Source organism: Pseudomonas fluorescens (genome assembly GCF_902497855.1).
In the GTDB taxonomy this organism is placed as follows: Bacteria; Pseudomonadota; Gammaproteobacteria; order Pseudomonadales; family Pseudomonadaceae; genus Aquipseudomonas; species Aquipseudomonas fluorescens_BI.
Genome location: NZ_CABVHU010000002.1, coordinates 184,203 through 199,932, shown reverse-complemented (window position 1 = coordinate 199,932; position 15,730 = coordinate 184,203). Strand labels below are relative to the sequence as shown.

General features: G+C 61.7%; 14 protein-coding genes and 1 riboswitch. Of the genes, 6 read left to right on the top strand and 8 right to left on the bottom strand.

Translation table 11 applies throughout. The features are described 5' to 3' along the window. Window positions 1–65 precede the first annotated feature (65 nt). From cpdA to F8N96_RS05815, 3 genes are all read right to left on the bottom strand, one after another. Window positions 66–881 carry a 3',5'-cyclic-AMP phosphodiesterase gene (gene cpdA, locus F8N96_RS05825; RefSeq protein WP_150797013.1) on the bottom strand — a complete coding sequence of 272 codons (816 nt, stop codon included), beginning with the start codon at window positions 879–881 and terminating at the stop codon, window positions 66–68. Window positions 882–978: 97 nt separating this feature from the next. After that, window positions 979–1,431: a DUF1249 domain-containing protein gene (locus F8N96_RS05820; RefSeq protein WP_064675587.1), complete on the bottom strand. Its 453-nt coding sequence runs from the start codon at window positions 1,429–1,431 to the stop codon at window positions 979–981. Continuing rightward, window positions 1,422–2,039: an NUDIX domain-containing protein gene (locus F8N96_RS05815; RefSeq protein WP_064675586.1), complete on the bottom strand. Its 618-nt coding sequence runs from the start codon at window positions 2,037–2,039 to the stop codon at window positions 1,422–1,424. The genes F8N96_RS05820 and F8N96_RS05815 overlap by 10 nt, the downstream gene beginning before the upstream one ends. A 207-nt stretch (window positions 2,040–2,246) precedes the next feature. On the opposite strand from F8N96_RS05815, the gene F8N96_RS05810 reads away from it, so the two are divergent. Beyond that, a complete protein-coding gene (locus F8N96_RS05810) occupies window positions 2,247–2,993 on the top strand; it encodes an RsiV family protein (RefSeq protein WP_150797012.1) in 747 nt (248 codons plus the stop codon). On the opposite strand, the gene cytX is transcribed toward F8N96_RS05810, so the two are convergent. Both cytX and thiC read right to left on the bottom strand, forming a co-directional pair. Next, window positions 2,962–4,254: a putative hydroxymethylpyrimidine transporter CytX gene (cytX, locus tag F8N96_RS05805; protein WP_150797011.1), complete on the bottom strand. Its 1,293-nt coding sequence runs from the start codon at window positions 4,252–4,254 to the stop codon at window positions 2,962–2,964. The genes F8N96_RS05810 and cytX overlap by 32 nt on opposite strands. 159 nt (window positions 4,255–4,413) lie before the next feature. Then, window positions 4,414–6,303: a phosphomethylpyrimidine synthase ThiC gene (gene thiC / locus F8N96_RS05800; protein ID WP_150797010.1), complete on the bottom strand. Its 1,890-nt coding sequence runs from the start codon at window positions 6,301–6,303 to the stop codon at window positions 4,414–4,416. Between the two features lie 163 nt (window positions 6,304–6,466). After that, window positions 6,467–6,572, bottom strand: a riboswitch (TPP riboswitch). 206 nt (window positions 6,573–6,778) lie between these two features. Between thiC and F8N96_RS05795 the strand changes: the two genes are divergently transcribed. Then, window positions 6,779–8,212 carry a TolC family outer membrane protein gene (locus F8N96_RS05795; RefSeq protein ID WP_150797009.1) on the top strand — a complete coding sequence of 478 codons (1,434 nt, stop codon included), beginning with the start codon at window positions 6,779–6,781 and terminating at the stop codon, window positions 8,210–8,212. 177 nt (window positions 8,213–8,389) lie between these two features. On the opposite strand, the gene waaA is transcribed toward F8N96_RS05795, so the two are convergent. After that, window positions 8,390–9,667: a lipid IV(A) 3-deoxy-D-manno-octulosonic acid transferase gene (gene waaA, locus F8N96_RS05790; RefSeq protein ID WP_150797008.1), complete on the bottom strand. Its 1,278-nt coding sequence runs from the start codon at window positions 9,665–9,667 to the stop codon at window positions 8,390–8,392. Next, a complete protein-coding gene (locus F8N96_RS05785) occupies window positions 9,660–10,574 on the bottom strand; it encodes a LysR family transcriptional regulator (RefSeq protein ID WP_150797007.1) in 915 nt (304 codons plus the stop codon). The genes waaA and F8N96_RS05785 overlap by 8 nt, the downstream gene beginning before the upstream one ends. A 103-nt stretch (window positions 10,575–10,677) precedes the next feature. Between F8N96_RS05785 and F8N96_RS05780 the strand changes: the two genes are divergently transcribed. The 4 genes from F8N96_RS05780 (at window position 10,678) to F8N96_RS05765 (ending at window position 14,172) form a co-directional block, all read left to right on the top strand. Next, complete coding sequence (locus F8N96_RS05780; RefSeq protein ID WP_150797006.1) at window positions 10,678–11,010, top strand: DMT family transporter; 333 nt, start codon at window positions 10,678–10,680, stop codon at window positions 11,008–11,010. A gap of 176 nt (window positions 11,011–11,186) precedes the next feature. Further along, window positions 11,187–12,362, top strand: a complete 1,176-nt coding sequence (locus tag F8N96_RS05775) for an NAD(P)/FAD-dependent oxidoreductase (RefSeq protein ID WP_150797005.1) — start codon at window positions 11,187–11,189, stop codon at window positions 12,360–12,362. After that, window positions 12,359–13,171 carry an aldo/keto reductase gene (locus F8N96_RS05770; RefSeq protein WP_150797004.1) on the top strand — a complete coding sequence of 271 codons (813 nt, stop codon included), beginning with the start codon at window positions 12,359–12,361 and terminating at the stop codon, window positions 13,169–13,171. Before F8N96_RS05775 ends, F8N96_RS05770 begins: the two co-directional genes overlap by 4 nt. Before the next feature lie 32 nt (window positions 13,172–13,203). After that, window positions 13,204–14,172 carry a metal ABC transporter ATPase gene (locus F8N96_RS05765; RefSeq protein ID WP_150797003.1) on the top strand — a complete coding sequence of 323 codons (969 nt, stop codon included), beginning with the start codon at window positions 13,204–13,206 and terminating at the stop codon, window positions 14,170–14,172. Window positions 14,173–14,304: 132 nt separating this feature from the next. Here the strand turns inward: F8N96_RS05765 and hldE are convergent, their stop codons facing one another. Beyond that, window positions 14,305–15,729 (bottom strand): bifunctional D-glycero-beta-D-manno-heptose-7-phosphate kinase/D-glycero-beta-D-manno-heptose 1-phosphate adenylyltransferase HldE, encoded by a 1,425-nt coding sequence (hldE, locus tag F8N96_RS05760; RefSeq protein WP_150797002.1) that lies wholly within the window; start codon window positions 15,727–15,729, stop codon window positions 14,305–14,307. Between the last annotated feature and the right edge of the window lies 1 nt (window position 15,730).

Here is a 15,730-nt window from a genome sequence, read left to right as displayed (position 1 = left end):
TGAATCTGATGGCCTCTTCGCTGCGGTGCGGCGATCCGACAAGCCAGCTCCTACAGAGGGTTGTGTCAGTAGCCGTTGGAGCCGTAGTCGACCTGGAAATCGAATCCGGTGACACGCTCTACACCGGTTTCGAGCTCGCCATCCGGCAAGAGCCTCAACCAGCGATACCCCGGCGCCTGATCCCCCACCTTGAAATCATCGCTGCCCGGCTCGAACTGAATACAGGTCGACGGCGAAGCCATCAAACGCACGCCATTACGATTCTGCTCGATCTCCTGATGCACATGCCCCCACAGCACCGCACGCACCTGCGGAAACCGGTCCAGTACTGCAAACAAAGCATCCGGGTTGCGCAATCCGATGGGCTCCATCCACGCACAGCCAATCGACACCGGATGATGGTGCAAGCACACCAGATGATGCCGCTCCGGCGCCTCGCTCAGCGCGCGGGCCAGCAACTGCAACTGTTCCTCTTCCAGATACCCCGGCACCGAGCCCGGCACTGCCGAATCCAGCAACGTGACCCGCCAGTTACCGACATCCACCACCGGTTCCAGCAAGGCGCTCTGCACGGCAGCCTCAGCCATGATCCGAGGCTCGTCGTGATTGCCGGGAATCCAGCGCGCCGGGGCATCGAGCTGGCGGGTCAGGTCGCGGAACTGCTGATAGGACTCCAGCGTCCCGTCCTGGGAAATATCGCCACTGGCAACGATCAGATCGATCCGTGGCTGTTGCAACCGGACCAGCTCGATGACGTGTTGCAAGCTGTCACGGGTGTTCATGCCCAGCAACGTGCCATCCGCCTCGGCAAACAGATGACTGTCGGAGAGTTGCACCAGCAATGCCGGATCGGCGGTGGTCAATGTGGATACGCGTGGCAAGGCGTTCTCCCAAGGCGTGATCACGGGGATGGATGAGTGCCGCAATTATGCTGAGGGACGACCAAAAGAGGAAACGGTAAACCTGACGCCGTTCACATCAGCGCACAACCGCATACTCGTGTCCGCAGGCCAGGCAATGACTGAGCCATTCGCCCAGAAACATATTCAGCTGGGCCTTTTCGTCAGGCTGGTGCATCGCGGCATTCGGGTAAGGATAGATGCCGCGGAAGCGTCGTGCATGTTCTGCGCTGACCACTTCGGCCATGCAGGCGTCGTGATAGACCTGAACTTCCAGTTGCGGCACCGGCAGCCATGGCAGGCTATGTTCCTGGCGTACTTGCAGGGTCGTGGTGTACGGACAGACCTGCAGCACTTCCAGGGCCAGTACGCCGAGCATCTGGTCGCCATGGGTCACGGCAATGCGCCGGGCCGCGGGCTCGTTGCGCATGTCCGGCAACAGTCGCATGAGGCGCGCGTAGTTGGCCTCGCAGGACGCTTGCAGCCCCACGAGGTCCACCCGATAGCGATCGCGCAGCTTGTTTACGACCATAACCCCCTCACTTCAGCGCGGTTCAAAGCTAACCATTGCAAGGCAATGATGCTGGCCGCGTTGGCAATTTGCCCGTCGCGTACGGCCTGCAGGGCATCTTCGAACGCCCAGACCGTGACGCGGATATCTTCTGCTTCTTCCTCCAGCCCATGCAGGCCGCCGACCCCGGTGCTGTCGCAACGCCCCAGGTACAAATGCACGAATTCATTGCTGCCGCCCGGCGATGGAAAATATTTGGTCATCGGCCAAAGCGCCCCGAATACAAGCCCAGCTTCCTCCTGCGCTTCGCGGTGAGCAACTTCTTCCGGTTCTTCATCCTTATCGATCAGACCAGCGACCAGTTCGACCAGCCACGGATTGTCGATCTTGCCCATGGCGCCGACGCGAAACTGCTCGATCAACACCACTTCGTCGCGCTGCGGATCGTAAGGCAGCACGCACACCGCATCGTGGCGCACAAACACTTCACGACTGATCTCGCGGCTCATGCCGCCCGCGAACAATTCGTGGCGCAAGTGCACGCGGTCGAGCTTGTAGAAACCCTCGAAGCACTTTTCGCGCCGAACGATCTCAACGGCGGTCGGAATGGCGTTGGCAAAATCAGTCATGACAATCCTCGTTTCTACACCGAGGCTCCAGCCTCGACTTTCGCGCCATCCTAACGCGCCCGCGACCTTTGATGCAGCCCCTTTCCAGCTAGCGGGATAGACGGTGAGGGTGAAACCAACTCTAATTAGCTTAGTGGCGAACTGATTCCTGCGCCGAGAGTCGAAGCGGGTAACTTTTCGCCTTTCCCTGTTTTATGAAGGACGCCCATGTCGCTTTTTAAAATCGCCTCCGTGGCTGCAATCGCCCTGACCCTGGGCGCCTGCCAGAGTCTGTTCCAGCCCAGCTACCGGGCACCGCTGGAAACCACCCGCGATGCCTCCGAACAGCTGAAACCGGGCTGCACCAGCCAGGACTGCCCGCTGGTGAACATCGACACCCTGCGCTTCCCGGCCGAACCGGCACTGGATGGCATTATCGAAAAACGCTTGCTGCAAATGACCCGCACCGCGCCCGACGCCCCGGTGGCGCCGACGCTGGCCGCGTACCGCGAGCAATTCTTGAGCAGTGCCGGCCCGCGTCACAGCAGTTACCTGCAAGCCAAGGTACGAGAGCAGCATGACGGCTTGGTGATCGTCGAGTTTTCCAGCTACCTGGACACCGGCGGCGCCCATGGCACACCGGGCCGTAGCTTCATCAACTACTCGCGCCAGCAGCACAAGGTGCTGACCCTGTCGGACATGCTGGTGCCGGGGCAGGAAGAAGCGTTCTGGAAAGCCGCGCAAGTGGCGCACAACAGCTGGCTGATCAGCACCAAGCTCGATCAGGAAGCGGAGTTCGTGAAGAGCTGGCCCTTCGTCAAAACCCAGAACGTGGCACTGACGTATGGCGGGGTGATCCTCAAGTACGAAGTGAGCACCATCGCGCCTTACGCACTGGGTCACGTCGAATTGAAGATCCCCTACCCTCGCCTGAACGGCATTCTCAAACCCGAGCTGTTTCCCGGCCGTAGCTGAAGGCCCGGCCCAGTACCAGCTGCAGCAGCCCTGCCAGGACCAGCGCCGGCAGGGTGGCGCCGACATCCGGGTACAGATTGGCCAGCAAGTGATAGGTGCTCACCCCGCCCAGCCAGGCGAGCAGCGCCGGCCAGCGCAAAGCGGTTGCCACCACTTGGGCAGAACGCTTGCGCAAGATGAAGTGATCCACCAGCACCACGCCGAACAGCGGCGCGAACACCGAGCCGATCAACAGCAGGAAATTCTGGTACTGGGCCAATGGCGCCAGGCAGGCGATCAGCGTGCAGATCACGCCGATGGCCAGCGCCAGATGCTCGACCTTCAGGCGCAACAGAATCCCGCTGGACACCGCCGCCGAGTGGATATCGGCAAAGGCGTTTTCCGACTCGTCCAGCAGGATCAGCAGCAGCGGAATCCCCAGGCCGGCACCGGCCAGCGCCAACAGCAAGGCATTGACTTCACCGCTCGGCGCGAACGCCAGGGTGTAGGCCACGCCCAGGCTCATCAGCCAGAAGTTACCGATGAAGAAGCCTATCGCGGTACCGCCGAACACATTTTTCGCGCGCTTGCCGAAACGCGAGTAATCGGCAATCAGCGGCAGCCACGAGAGCGGCATGGCAATCGCGATGTCGAAACCCACGGCGAACGGCATCGAACCATCACCGGCCTGCGCCCACAACGCCGCCAGGTCGGCCTTGGCGAACAGGTTCCAGGTCAGCCAGATGCACGCGGCCAGCAGCAACCAGATACCCCACTTGCGCAGGATCTGCCGCACGAACGTCAGTGGCCCGCTGACGGCCAGCAAGGTCGCCAGTCCACCGAAAAACAAGGTCCACAGTAGCGGACTGGACAGCAGGCTACCTTCACTGAAGGCACGCGCGCCCAGCAGGCTGGCGGCGTCGCGCATCACGATGATTTCGAACGAGCCCCAACCGATCAGTTGCAGCAGGTTCAGCACCGCCGGCAGGCTCGCGCCATATTTGCCGAGGCTGAGTTTCAGCGCGGCCATGGACGACAGGCCGGTGTCGCTGCCGATCACGCCGACGGCGGCCAGCAGCAAAACGCCGACCAGGGTACCGAGAAAAATGGCCAGCAACGAGCCGGACAGGCCCAGGCCTGGCGCGAGCAGGGCACCGGTCTGCAGCACCATCAGGCCGATACCGAGGGAAAACCACAGGGAAAACAGATCGCGACCGCCGAAGACGCGTTTGTCGGTCGGCACCGCGATGTCGGGGGAATAAGTGCTGGGTTGAATGCTCAAGGGTGTTATCTCAGAGGGACATTTGTTGTGATCTTTCCCTTGTGATCATTCCCCACGCTCCGCGTGGGAATGCCTCTTGTGACGCTCTGCGTCACGCTTGGGACGCAGAGCGTCCCTGGCCGCATTCCCACGCAGAGCGTGGGAACGATCAGTACGGGATCAAACCTTCTTGTACAGCTGGCTGCCTTCCTGCTTGAACCGCTCGGCCTGTTCCGCCAGTCCCTTGGCAACTTCGGCATCGATGGTTTCGATCCGCTGGTTGGCCGCGTATTCACGGACTTCCTGGGTGATTTTCATCGAGCAGAATTTCGGCCCGCACATGGAGCAGAAGTGCGCGACCTTGGCCGAATCCTTCGGCAGGGTCTCATCGTGATACGAACGAGCGGTGTCCGGATCAAGGCCGAGGTTGAACTGGTCTTCCCAGCGGAACTCGAAACGCGCCTTGCTCAAGGCATTGTCGCGTATCTGTGCGCCCGGGTGGCCCTTCGCGAGATCGGCGGCATGCGCGGCGATCTTGTACGTGATGATCCCGGTCTTCACGTCATCCTTGTTCGGCAGGCCCAAGTGTTCCTTCGGTGTCACATAGCAGAGCATGGCGCAGCCGAACCAGCCGATCATCGCCGCACCGATACCGGAAGTGATGTGGTCGTAGCCGGGCGCGATGTCGGTGGTCAGCGGGCCTAGGGTGTAGAACGGCGCTTCGTCGCAGCACTCGAGCTGCTTGTCCATGTTTTCCTTGATCAACTGCATCGGCACGTGGCCCGGGCCTTCGATCATGGTTTGTACGTCGTGCTTCCAGGCGATCTTGGTCAGTTCGCCGAGGGTTTCCAGCTCGCCGAATTGTGCCGCGTCGTTGGCATCGGCAATCGAGCCCGGACGCAGGCCATCGCCCAGCGAGAAGCTGACGTCGTAGGCCTTCATGATTTCGCAGATTTCTTCGAAATGCGTGTAGGCGAAGTTCTCTTTGTGGTGCGCCAGGCACCACTTGGCCATGATCGAACCACCACGGGAAACGATACCGGTCACGCGCTTGGCGGTCAGCGGCACATAACGCAACAGCACGCCGGCGTGGATGGTGAAGTAATCGACGCCCTGCTCTGCCTGCTCGATCAGCGTGTCGCGGAACAGCTCCCAGGTCAGGTCCTCGGCCGCGCCACCGACTTTTTCCAGGGCCTGATAGATCGGCACGGTACCGATCGGCACCGGCGAGTTACGGATGATCCATTCGCGGGTTTCGTGAATGTGCTTGCCGGTGGACAAGTCCATGATGTTGTCCGCGCCCCAGCGAATGCCCCAGGTCAGTTTCGCCACTTCTTCTTCGATGGACGAACCCAGTGCGCTGTTGCCGATATTGCCGTTGATCTTCACCAGGAAGTTACGGCCGATGATCATCGGTTCCAGTTCGGTGTGGTTGATGTTGGCGGGAATGATCGCACGGCCGCGGGCGATTTCTTCACGGACAAATTCGGGGGTGATGATTTTCGGCACGCTGGCGCCGAAGCTGTAGCCGGCGTGTTGCTGGTCCAGCAGCCCGGCGGCGCGGGCCACTTCGAGCTTCATGTTTTCGCGGATGGCGACGTATTCCATCTCGGGCGTGATGATGCCTTGGCGGGCATAGTGCATCTGGGTGACGTTGCCCCCGGCCTTGGCGCGGCGCGGGTTGTTCACGTGGGCGAAGCGCAGCTTGGTCAGTTCCGCGTCAGCGAGGCGTTCGCGGCCAAAGTTGGAGCTCAAGCCGGGCAGGCGCTCGGTGTCGCCACGGGCTTCGATCCACGGCGAGCGCACATCGGCCAGGCCTTTGCGTACGTCGATGATGACGTTGGGGTCGGTGTACGGGCCCGAGGTGTCATACACCACCACCGGCGCGTTGATCTCGCCGCCGAATTCGGTCGGGGTCACGTCGAGGCTGACTTCGCGCATCGGCACGAGTATGTCCGGGCGCGAGCCTTGAACGTAGATTTTTTGCGAGCGGGTAAACGGCTGAACCGATTGTTGATCGACCTTGGCCGAGTCACTCAGGTTCGTATTGTCTTTTAGTTTTATCGTCATCACGGGCTCTCCGAACACATCCAGGCAGTGGATTTTTGTCGGAGCGAACCTGTAAACGAATGGACGCACGGGCGCTGAAAAAACCAGCTGTGCTGTGCTCAGTGCACGAGGGCTGTTCGATTGTCGAACAACATCCCGGACGAAGCACAAGAGGACTCGCCGGGTGACGAGAAATCTTGTTCCCTACGCAGGCGCTAACCTGATCAGGTTCAACGGGATCCGAAATTATTCGATCTCAGCCTCATAGCAAGGCACCCCGACAAGAACGTTGCCAGTCTAGACACAACTGGCAAAGAACGCCAACACCGCTTTAAACACCATGATGAATGGCGCAATTACAGGATTGTTGCCGTGCGTGTGCACAACTACACTCGCTACGCCGTACCGCACCTTTGCGCTCTGCCTTGACGCTGCAGGGCGCAGCGCCGTAGCCTTGGCGCTCAAATTATCAGCGTAATTTTTTAGGGATGGCCTCATGCTGCGCAAACTCTCACTGGCCCTTGCCGTGTCTTGTGCGTCCAATGGAATGGCCTGGGCAGCTGAAGCGCCCTTATCGACCAACACCGACCTGGTCAGCGTCTATCAGGAAGCGGTGGATAACAACGCCGACCTGGCCGCCGCCCGGGCCCAGTACGGCGCCCAGAAAGAAGTCGTGCCCCAGGCCCGCGCCGGCTTGTTGCCGAACCTCTCCGGCGGCGCCCAAGTCGCCAACGTGCGTACCGATATCGATCAGCCGGCGGCCGTTGCCAACCGCAGCGCCAACTCCTATCAGGCGACCCTGGCCCAGCCACTGTTCCGCGCCGATCGCTGGTTCCAGTATCAGGCCGCCAAGGACGTCAACGAACAGGCGGCGCTGCAACTGTCGGCGACCGAGCAGGACCTGATTCTGCAAACGGCAGAAGACTACTTCAACGTGTTGCGCAGCCAGGACAACCTGGCCTCGACCAAGGCCGAAGAAGCCGCCTTCAAGCGCCAGCTCGATCAGTCCAACGAACGTTTCGACGTCGGCCTTTCGGACAAGACCGATGTACTGCAATCCCAGGCCAGCTACGACACCGCGCGAGCCAATCGGATCGTTGCGCAACGCCAGGTGGACGACGCGTTCGAAGCCTTGATCACCCTGACCAACCGGCAGTACAACTCGATCCAGGGTATCGTCCACACCTTGCCGATCCTGCCGCCGGCCCCGAACGATGCCAAGGCCTGGGTCGACACTGCCGCCAGGCAGAACCTGAATCTGCTGGCCAGCAACTACGCAGTCAGCGCCGCTGAAGAAACCCTCAAGCAGCGCAAGGCCGGTCATGCACCGACCCTGGATGCCGTGGCGAAATACGAGAAGGGCGACAACGACGCCCTGGGTTTCAGCAACCCGAACGCCTTCGGCCAGCCTTATGGAGGCAACGTCGAGCAGCGCACGCTGGCCCTGCAATTGAGTATCCCGATCTATAGCGGCGGCCTGACCACCTCACAGGTTCGCGAGTCTTACTCGCGCCTGGATCAGACCGAACAACAGCGCGAATCCCTGCGCCGGCAAGTGGTGGAAAACACCCGCAACCTGCACCGCGCAGTGAACACCGACGTCGAGCAGGTGCAGGCGCGCAAGCAGTCGATCATCTCCAACCAGAGCGCGGTGGAAGCGACCGAAATCGGTTACCAGGTGGGGACGCGCAACATCGTTGACGTGCTGGATGCCCAGCGTGAGCTTTACACCTCGGTGCGCAACTACAACAACACCCGCTACGACTACATCCTCGACAACCTGCGCCTCAAGCAAGTGGCGGGCACGCTGAATCCGGGGGATCTGCAGGACCTCAAGCGCTACCTCAAACCCGATTACAACCCGGACAAGGACTTCCTGCCACCGGACCTGGCCAAGGCTGCGGCGGATCAGCTCAAAGCACGGCCTTGAAAATCCCCCCTGTAGGAGCTGGCTTGCCAGCGAAGGGGCCATCAGATTCAACAATGATGTTGGTAGACAGGCCGCCTTCGCTGGCAAGCCAGCTCCTACAGGGATCTCTGCCTGACACAAATTTTGTGTTCGCAGGCGATCCAATGCGGGCTTGCTCGCGAATGAAGACAGTGCGGCCTAACGCTCGATCAACCGCCCCAACCCATCCAGCAACCGCTGCAACGCGCCCTGGTTGCTGCGCATCACATTCAACCCCGCCTCTGCCATCCGCTGCGCATCCCTGGGCAACTCGAACAACCGCTGCACCGCCACCGCCAAACCTTCGGCATCCTCCACTTCCTGCAACGCCCCGGCACTGCGCAACTGCGCGGCGATCTCGAGAAAGTTGAACAGGTGCGGCCCGCTGAGCACCGGTTTGGCCAACGCTGCCGGTTCCAGCAGGTTATGCCCGCCGTTTGGCACCAGGCTGCCGCCGACAAAGGCACTGTCGGCCAGGGCATACAGAAACAGCAATTCGCCCATGGTGTCGCCCAGCAACACCGAAGTACCCGCAGTCACCTGCTCGCCCGTGGAACGCCGCACGGTCGCGAAACCCTGCTGCCGGCACAACTCGAAGACCGCATTGAAACGCTCCGGATGGCGCGGCACCAGAATCAGCAACGCATCGGGATGACGGGTGAGCAGCTGACGATGAGCCGCCAATACCACTTCGTCTTCACCGTCATGGGTGCTGGCGGCGATCCAGACCGGACGCTCTTGCGCCTGCCATTGCGCACGCAACCCGGCGGCACGCTGGAGTAATGCCGGGTCGATGGTCAGGTCGAACTTGATCGAGCCGGTCACTTCGACCGTTTCCGGACGCGCACCCAAGTCACGAAAGCGCCGGGCCTCGGCCTCGGTCTGCACCGCGAACAGGCTCATCTCGGTGAGCATCGGCCGGGTCAATTTCGTGAAACGACCATAGCCCTTGGCCGAACGCTCGGACAGACGCGCATTGGCCAGCGCCACGGGAATCCCGCGCTTGGCGCACTGATGAATATGGTTGGGCCAAAGCTCGGTTTCCATGATCACTGCCAGTGTCGGCCGGACCCGCTCAAGAAATCGCGCCGCCGCGCAGGGCAAGTCGTATGGCAGATAGCAGTGCTGAATGCGCGGCTCATTGGCGAACAGTGCCTGGATGCGCTCCGAACCGGTCGGGGTCATGCAGGTCACGGTAATCGGCAGTGTAGGGTAGCGTTGCAGCAAGGCGCGAATCATCGGCGCGGCGGCAATGCTTTCGCCCACGGATACCGCGTGCACCCAGATACCGCCCGGCTTCATCACGGGCAATCCGAGGGAGAAACGTTCGCCAATGCGCTTGGCATAGGCCGGCGCCTTGCGCGCCCGCAGCCACAGCCGAATCGCTACCAATGGCAGCCCCAGGTAAAACAGTGCGGTGTAGAGAGTTCTATTCATGGCGGCGGAGTTTATCGGTTTTTTCGCCGATCGCCTGCAAGTGCACGGCAAAACGTTCCGCCAGCCAACGAGCGGCCGGACCGAGGGGCTCGTCGCGGCGCCAGACCAGTTCCACGATCAATGCCGGCGGGGTCCACTCGCTGTCGAGTTCAACCATCTGCCCCTGATAAGCCGGATATTGCACCACGTGTCGCGGTAGCCAGGCCCAACCGAGGCCGCGCACCAGCCATTCGGCCATCACGTAGAAGCTGTCGGCCCGCCAGACTTGCGGACTGGCGGGCTCACTGCCGGGATAGACGCTGGACTGGGTGGACATCAGCAACTGCCGATGCTGTGCCAGCTGCTGGCAGTCGACCCGAGATTGCTCGGCCAGTGGATGCCCAACGCCACATACCGTGACCATTTCAACACTGCCCAACACCCGCCGCTCGAGCGCTTCGGGGATCTGATCGTGATAAAACAGCAAGCCCAGATCGGCCCGACGCTCCACCAGTTTGCGCGCCACATCGCCTTGGGCTGCGCTGGTCAGCTGCACTTCAAGACTGGGAAATTTTTCCGCCAGGGCTTCGAAGCTTTCGATGATCGGTTGATAGGGCATGGCTTCATCCTGAGCCAGGCGCAGGCGCGCTTCCTGGCCCTGCATCATCGCCAGTGCCCGACCGTTGAGGCGCTCACACTGGCGCAGCACTTCCCGCGCCTCTTCCAGCAAGGCATTGCCGGCGTCGGTGAGCTTTGGCTGGCGGCCACTGCTGCGGTCGAACAGGCTGACGCCCAAATCCTCTTCCAGTAGGGCAATCGAACTGCTGACGGCCGATTGCGCTTTGCGCTGATGCCGCGCCACGGCGGAGAACGACCGCTGCTCCGCTACGCTGACGAACAATCGCAGTTGATCCAGATTCCATTGCATGGGCAAACCCATCTTCAGAACAGATAGGTAATGACTTTACCGCATCTGAAGAAACTCTAGAATGCCGAACTCAGAAAGCAACACTTCACATGAGGATGCACCCATGACCGCCTACTACTACCTGGCCATTGCCATCTGCGCCGAAGTGATCGCTACCGTCTCGATGAAAGCGGTCAAGGGTTTCAGCACGCCTCTACCATTGATTCTGGTCATCGTCGGTTATGGCATTGCATTCTGGATGCTGACGCTGGTGGTGCGCAGCGTTCCAGTGGGCGTGGCCTACGCCGTCTGGGCCGGCATGGGCATCGTGATGGTCAGCGTCGCGGCGCTGTTTATCTATGGGCAGAGACTGGATGTGCCGGCGATGCTGGGGATGGCGCTCATCGTATTGGGCGTCGTAGTGATCCAGCTCTTCTCCAAGACTGCCGGGCATTAAGCATGTAGCACAATCCACTGTGGGAGCGAGCCTGCTCGCGAATGCGGTGTGTCAGTCGATAGAAATGTTGCCTGACACGCCGCTTTCGCGAGCAGGCTCGCTCCCACAGGTTCTACGCCGTGACTGAACGGTGAGCCTGTATACTGCGCCCTCGTCTAGAACACTGAGGTCGCCGCATGCCATCCGTTATTTCCACCGACGTTCTGATTGTCGGCGCTGGTGTCGCCGGGCTCTGGCTCAATGCGCGCCTGCGCCGCCAGGGTTTTTCGACCGTGCTGGTGGAAAGCGCCAGCCTCGGCGGCGGGCAGACTGTGAAATCCCAGGGCATCATCCACGGCGGCGCCAAGTACGCGCTGCATGGCGCCCTGACCGGCGCCTCGGAAGCCATCGCCGACATGCCGCGCCGCTGGCGTGAAGCGCTGGCCGGGGACGGGGAGCTGGACCTGACCGGCGTGCGTCTGCTGTCCGAAGCGCATTACCTCTGGTCTCCCGGCACCCTCGCCGGCAATCTCACCAGCTTCTTCGCCAGCAAAGCCGTGCGCGGTCGCGTCGATCAGGTCACCGGTGAGCAATTGCCACCGGCCCTGCAAGACAAGCGCTTCAAAGGCAAGGTCTATCGGCTGGCGGAACTGGTGATCGATGTACCCAGCCTGATCCAGCGTCTGGCCGATCTGGCCGGCGACAGTTTGCTCGGTGGGCAGAAGATCGAACCGTTGCTGGAGGGTGGGAAACTGATCGGCCTGAAGGTGGACGCGCACGAGATCCGCGCCCAGCGCATCGTCTTGAGCGCCGGCGCCGGCACCGCGAGCTTGCTTGAAACACTGGGGCTGACCCACCCCGCCATGCAGCGCCGGCCGTTGCACATGATCATCGCCAAAGGCCCGGGCCTCAAACCGCTGTACGCCCACTGCCTGGGCGGTGGTACCAAACCGCGTATCACCGTGACCACGCACCCGGCTGCCGACGGACAATGGGTCTGGTACCTGGGGGGCGATATCGCCGAAGCCGAAGGTGTCGCCCGCGAACCCGCCGCGCAAATCGCCACGGCCCGCAAAGAACTCGGCCAGTTGCTGCCATGGATCGACCTGAGCACGGCGCAGTGGGCGACCTTGCGCGTGGACCGCGCCGAGCCGCTGCAATCGGGATTGACCCGTCCCGACAACGCGTTTCTTGCCGAAGAAGGCCGATTGCTGGTCGGCTGGCCCACCAAACTGGCACTGGCGCCAGACTTTGCCGACCGGGTCATCGCCTCTTTGCAGCGCGACGGCATCCAGCCCGGCCATCCGCAGCCGCTGCCTGAACTGCCAAAACCGCCGATGGGCATTCCAGCCTGGGAGCAACTGCTGCCATGAGCCAACCGACCCTGCACGATCTGCATCGCCCATTGGGCAGTACTGGCCTGATGGTTTCCCCTTTGGGACTTGGCACCGTCAAACTCGGCCGCGACCAAGGTGTAAAGTACCCCAACGGTTTCCAGATCCCCGGCGATGACGAAGCGCGCATGCTGCTCAAACTCGCGCGCGACCTGGGCATCAACCTGATCGACACGGCCCCGGCCTATGGCCGCAGCGAAGAACGCCTTGGCCCGCTATTACGTGGTCAGCGTCAGGACTGGGTGATCGTCAGCAAGGTCGGCGAAGAGTTTGCCGACGGTCAGTCCCGACACGATTTCAGTGCCGCGCATACCCGACTCTCGGTGGAACGCAGTCTGCAACGTCTGGAAACTGATTTTATCGACCTGGTGCTGGTGCACTCCGATGGCAACGACCTGGCGATCCTCAATGACAGCGAAGCCTATGCAACTCTTGCCGAGCTCAAGGCCGAAGGCAAGATTCGTGGTTTCGGCTTTTCCGGCAAAACCGTCGAAGGCGGTTTGAGGGCTCTGGAACAAGGTGATTGCGCCATGGTCACCTACAATCTGAACGAACAGAACGAGAAGCCGGTCATTGACTATGCTGCTGCCCACGGCAAAGCCATCCTGGTGAAAAAAGCCCTCGCCAGCGGTCACGTCTGCCTGAGCCCGGGTGTGGACCCGGTACGCGCCAGCTTCGAATTGTTGTTTGAACATCCGGGTGTCGCCAGTGCTATTGTCGGGACCATCAATCCGCTGCACCTCGCCCACAACGTCGCGACCGTTGCCCAGGTCCTACGTAGAAACTGATGCCGCCAACGCGGCCTTAAGCAGGAGCCGACATGCCGCGTACGCTCATAAGAAAGAACCCGAGCAACTTCAAGACCCTGCCGTTATTCGTCGAAGCGACTCCCGAAGGCTTGAGTTATCAGAGCGTCGGGATGCCGCTCAATTTTTCCCAGACCCTGCAACGTCGCCGCCCGGTAACCGTGGCCGACACCGAACGCTTCGCCCTGGAACTGGCCAACCTGGGGGTCTCGGTGCGCCTGACCCTGCATTGGCAGAATCGCGATTACTGGGTGTTGGTGCGTCAGCGGCGGCAAGACCGTGGCGATGTGGTGCTCAAGCTGATCTCCGGTTACGTGCCGGCCCACGAGCTGAACCTGCCGCTTCACACCGCGATCCAGGAGATTGCCGAAGAGTGCCTGCTGGAAACGCCGGAAGGCTGGCTCGGCGGGCGTTTCAACGACACCTGGTTGCCGGCGCCCTACGCTTCGGCCCTGCATTACCGTGAAGCCATGCCTTTTCGCCTGACCCCGTTGTCCGGCGCGGCGCGACCGGTGCGTTGCGCCAACCTGCAGCTGATCGAACGTCCGCGGGCTTACGTGCACTTGCCGACCGCTTCGTTGCAACTGATCTATGACCTGCGCCTGGAAGTGCCCAGGGAAGCCAAATCCCTGAGCCTGTTTCACGTCGACGAGCGACTGGAAGGCGATCAACTGGTGGCCCGGCTCGACCGCAAGCGTCCCGACCTTTATTTGATGCCACTGCAAGACGGCCTGCCGATGGCCGAGCTCTTTACCTTGAAAAAGGACCAGTTGTACCCGGCGAGCACTCGCGGGTTGTACCTGGCAGAAAGTTTCGCCCGACAGGAAGGCTGGCTGGTACGCGATGAGCGGATTCGCTGGAAGGATTGGGTGCGGCAGCAGGGGTTGACCCCACCGGGGAAGGATTCCGGCCTGGCGCGGTTGCGCGGCAAAGCGAAGCAGTTGCTGAAGAAGATCGTGCCGCGTAAAAAAGTCAGCCTGTAGGTGCTGCCGTTTGATCGTTCCCACGCTCCGCGTGGGAATGCAGCCCGAGACGCTCCGCGTCTCAAAGCGGACGCAGAGCGTCCATGGAGGCGTTCCCACGCGGAACGTGGGAACGATCAAACGATCAACGCGTCATTCGGATTTGCGGATCTTCTCGACAATCGCCGTAGTCGAGCTGTTTTCAACCAGCCCCAGCACCTTCACGATTCCGCCGTAGGCCGCCACGATGTCCGCACCGACCACCTGTTCGATCCCGTAATCACCGCCCTTGACCAGCACGTCCGGCTTGACTTCGCGCAGCAGGTTTTCCGGGGTGCCTTCAGCGAAACTGATCACCCAGTCCACAGCGCCCAGCCCCGCCAGTACGGCCATGCGACGGTCGACGCTGTTGATCGGGCGACCCGGCCCTTTCAGCCGGCTGACCGACGCATCGTCGTTGACCGCCACGATCAAACGATCGCCCTGGGCCCGCGCCTGTTCGAGGTAGGTCACATGGCCGGCGTGCAGAATGTCGAAACAACCATTGGTGAAGACGATCTTCTCGTTGTGCGCACGCGCATCGTCGACCGCCAGCAACAACTGCTCGAGACCCAGCACACCGCGCTCGGAACCTTCTTCACGCTGGATGGCCCGCCGCAGTTCCGGGGCGCTGATGGCCGCCGTACCGAGCTTGCCGACCACGATGCCCGCCGCCAGGTTGGCCAGGGCCACCGCGTGGGGCAGTTCTTCACCGGCGGCTATCGCTGCCGCCAGGGTGGAAATCACCGTGTCGCCGGCACCGGTCACGTCGAACACTTCACGGGCACGGGCCGGCAGGTGCAACGCCGGATGATCCGGGCGCAGCAAGGTCATGCCGTGTTCGCCACGGGTCACCAGCAATGCGCCGAGGTCCAGGTCATGCATCAACTGCGCACCCTTGCTCACCAACTCGTGCTCATCGGCGCAGCCACCGACGATGGCTTCGAATTCGCTCAGGTTCGGCGTGATCAGGCTCGCACCACGGTAGATGGAGAAATCCTTGCCCTTGGGGTCGGCCAGCACCGGAATACCGCGGGCACGGGCGGCCTGGATCAGCACCTGATGGTTTTTCAGTGCGCCTTTGCCGTAATCCGACAGTACCAGCACCTTGATGCCTTCGAGCAGTTCGTCGACCTGCTCGCCCAACGCCAGGGCGTCGGTGGCGAAGGGTTCTTCGAAGTCGATACGCAGCAGTTGCTGGTGACGACTCATGACCCGCAGCTTGACGATGGTCGGCTGGTGCGCGATGCGCTGGAACAAGGCACGCACGCCCGCGCCCTTGAGGCTATTGACCAGGCTGTCGGCGGCTTCATCGTCGCCGGTGACGCCGACCAGCGACGCCGGGGCACCCAGGGCGGCAATGTTCAACGCAACGTTGGCGGCACCGCCCGGGCGGTCCTCGATTTGCTCGACCTTGACCACCGGTACCGGCGCCTCAGGGGAAATCCGTGAGGTACCACCATGCCAGTAACGGTCGAGCATGACATCGCCGACCACCAAGACAGGGGCTTGATCGAATCGCGGCATGGACAACTTCATG

Bases quoted from the DNA above. Each gene is read 5' to 3' on its own strand.
- F8N96_RS05820 (WP_064675587.1), bottom strand. From the start codon at position 1,431: ATGGTCGTAAACAAGCTGCGCGATCGCTATCGGGTGGACCTCGTGGGG.
- F8N96_RS05815 (WP_064675586.1), bottom strand. From the start codon at position 2,039: ATGACTGATTTTGCCAACGCCATTCCGACCGCCGTTGAGATCGTTCGG.
- F8N96_RS05810 (WP_150797012.1), top strand. From the start codon at position 2,247: ATGTCGCTTTTTAAAATCGCCTCCGTGGCTGCAATCGCCCTGACCCTG.
- thiC (WP_150797010.1), bottom strand. From the start codon at position 6,303: ATGACGATAAAACTAAAAGACAATACGAACCTGAGTGACTCGGCCAAG.
- F8N96_RS05795 (WP_150797009.1), top strand. From the start codon at position 6,779: ATGCTGCGCAAACTCTCACTGGCCCTTGCCGTGTCTTGTGCGTCCAAT.
- waaA (WP_150797008.1), bottom strand. From the start codon at position 9,667: ATGAATAGAACTCTCTACACCGCACTGTTTTACCTGGGGCTGCCATTG.
- F8N96_RS05785 (WP_150797007.1), bottom strand. From the start codon at position 10,574: ATGCAATGGAATCTGGATCAACTGCGATTGTTCGTCAGCGTAGCGGAG.
- F8N96_RS05780 (WP_150797006.1), top strand. From the start codon at position 10,678: ATGACCGCCTACTACTACCTGGCCATTGCCATCTGCGCCGAAGTGATC.
- F8N96_RS05775 (WP_150797005.1), top strand. From the start codon at position 11,187: ATGCCATCCGTTATTTCCACCGACGTTCTGATTGTCGGCGCTGGTGTC.
- F8N96_RS05770 (WP_150797004.1), top strand. From the start codon at position 12,359: ATGAGCCAACCGACCCTGCACGATCTGCATCGCCCATTGGGCAGTACT.
- F8N96_RS05765 (WP_150797003.1), top strand. From the start codon at position 13,204: ATGCCGCGTACGCTCATAAGAAAGAACCCGAGCAACTTCAAGACCCTG.
- hldE (WP_150797002.1), bottom strand. From the start codon at position 15,729: ATGAAGTTGTCCATGCCGCGATTCGATCAAGCCCCTGTCTTGGTGGTC.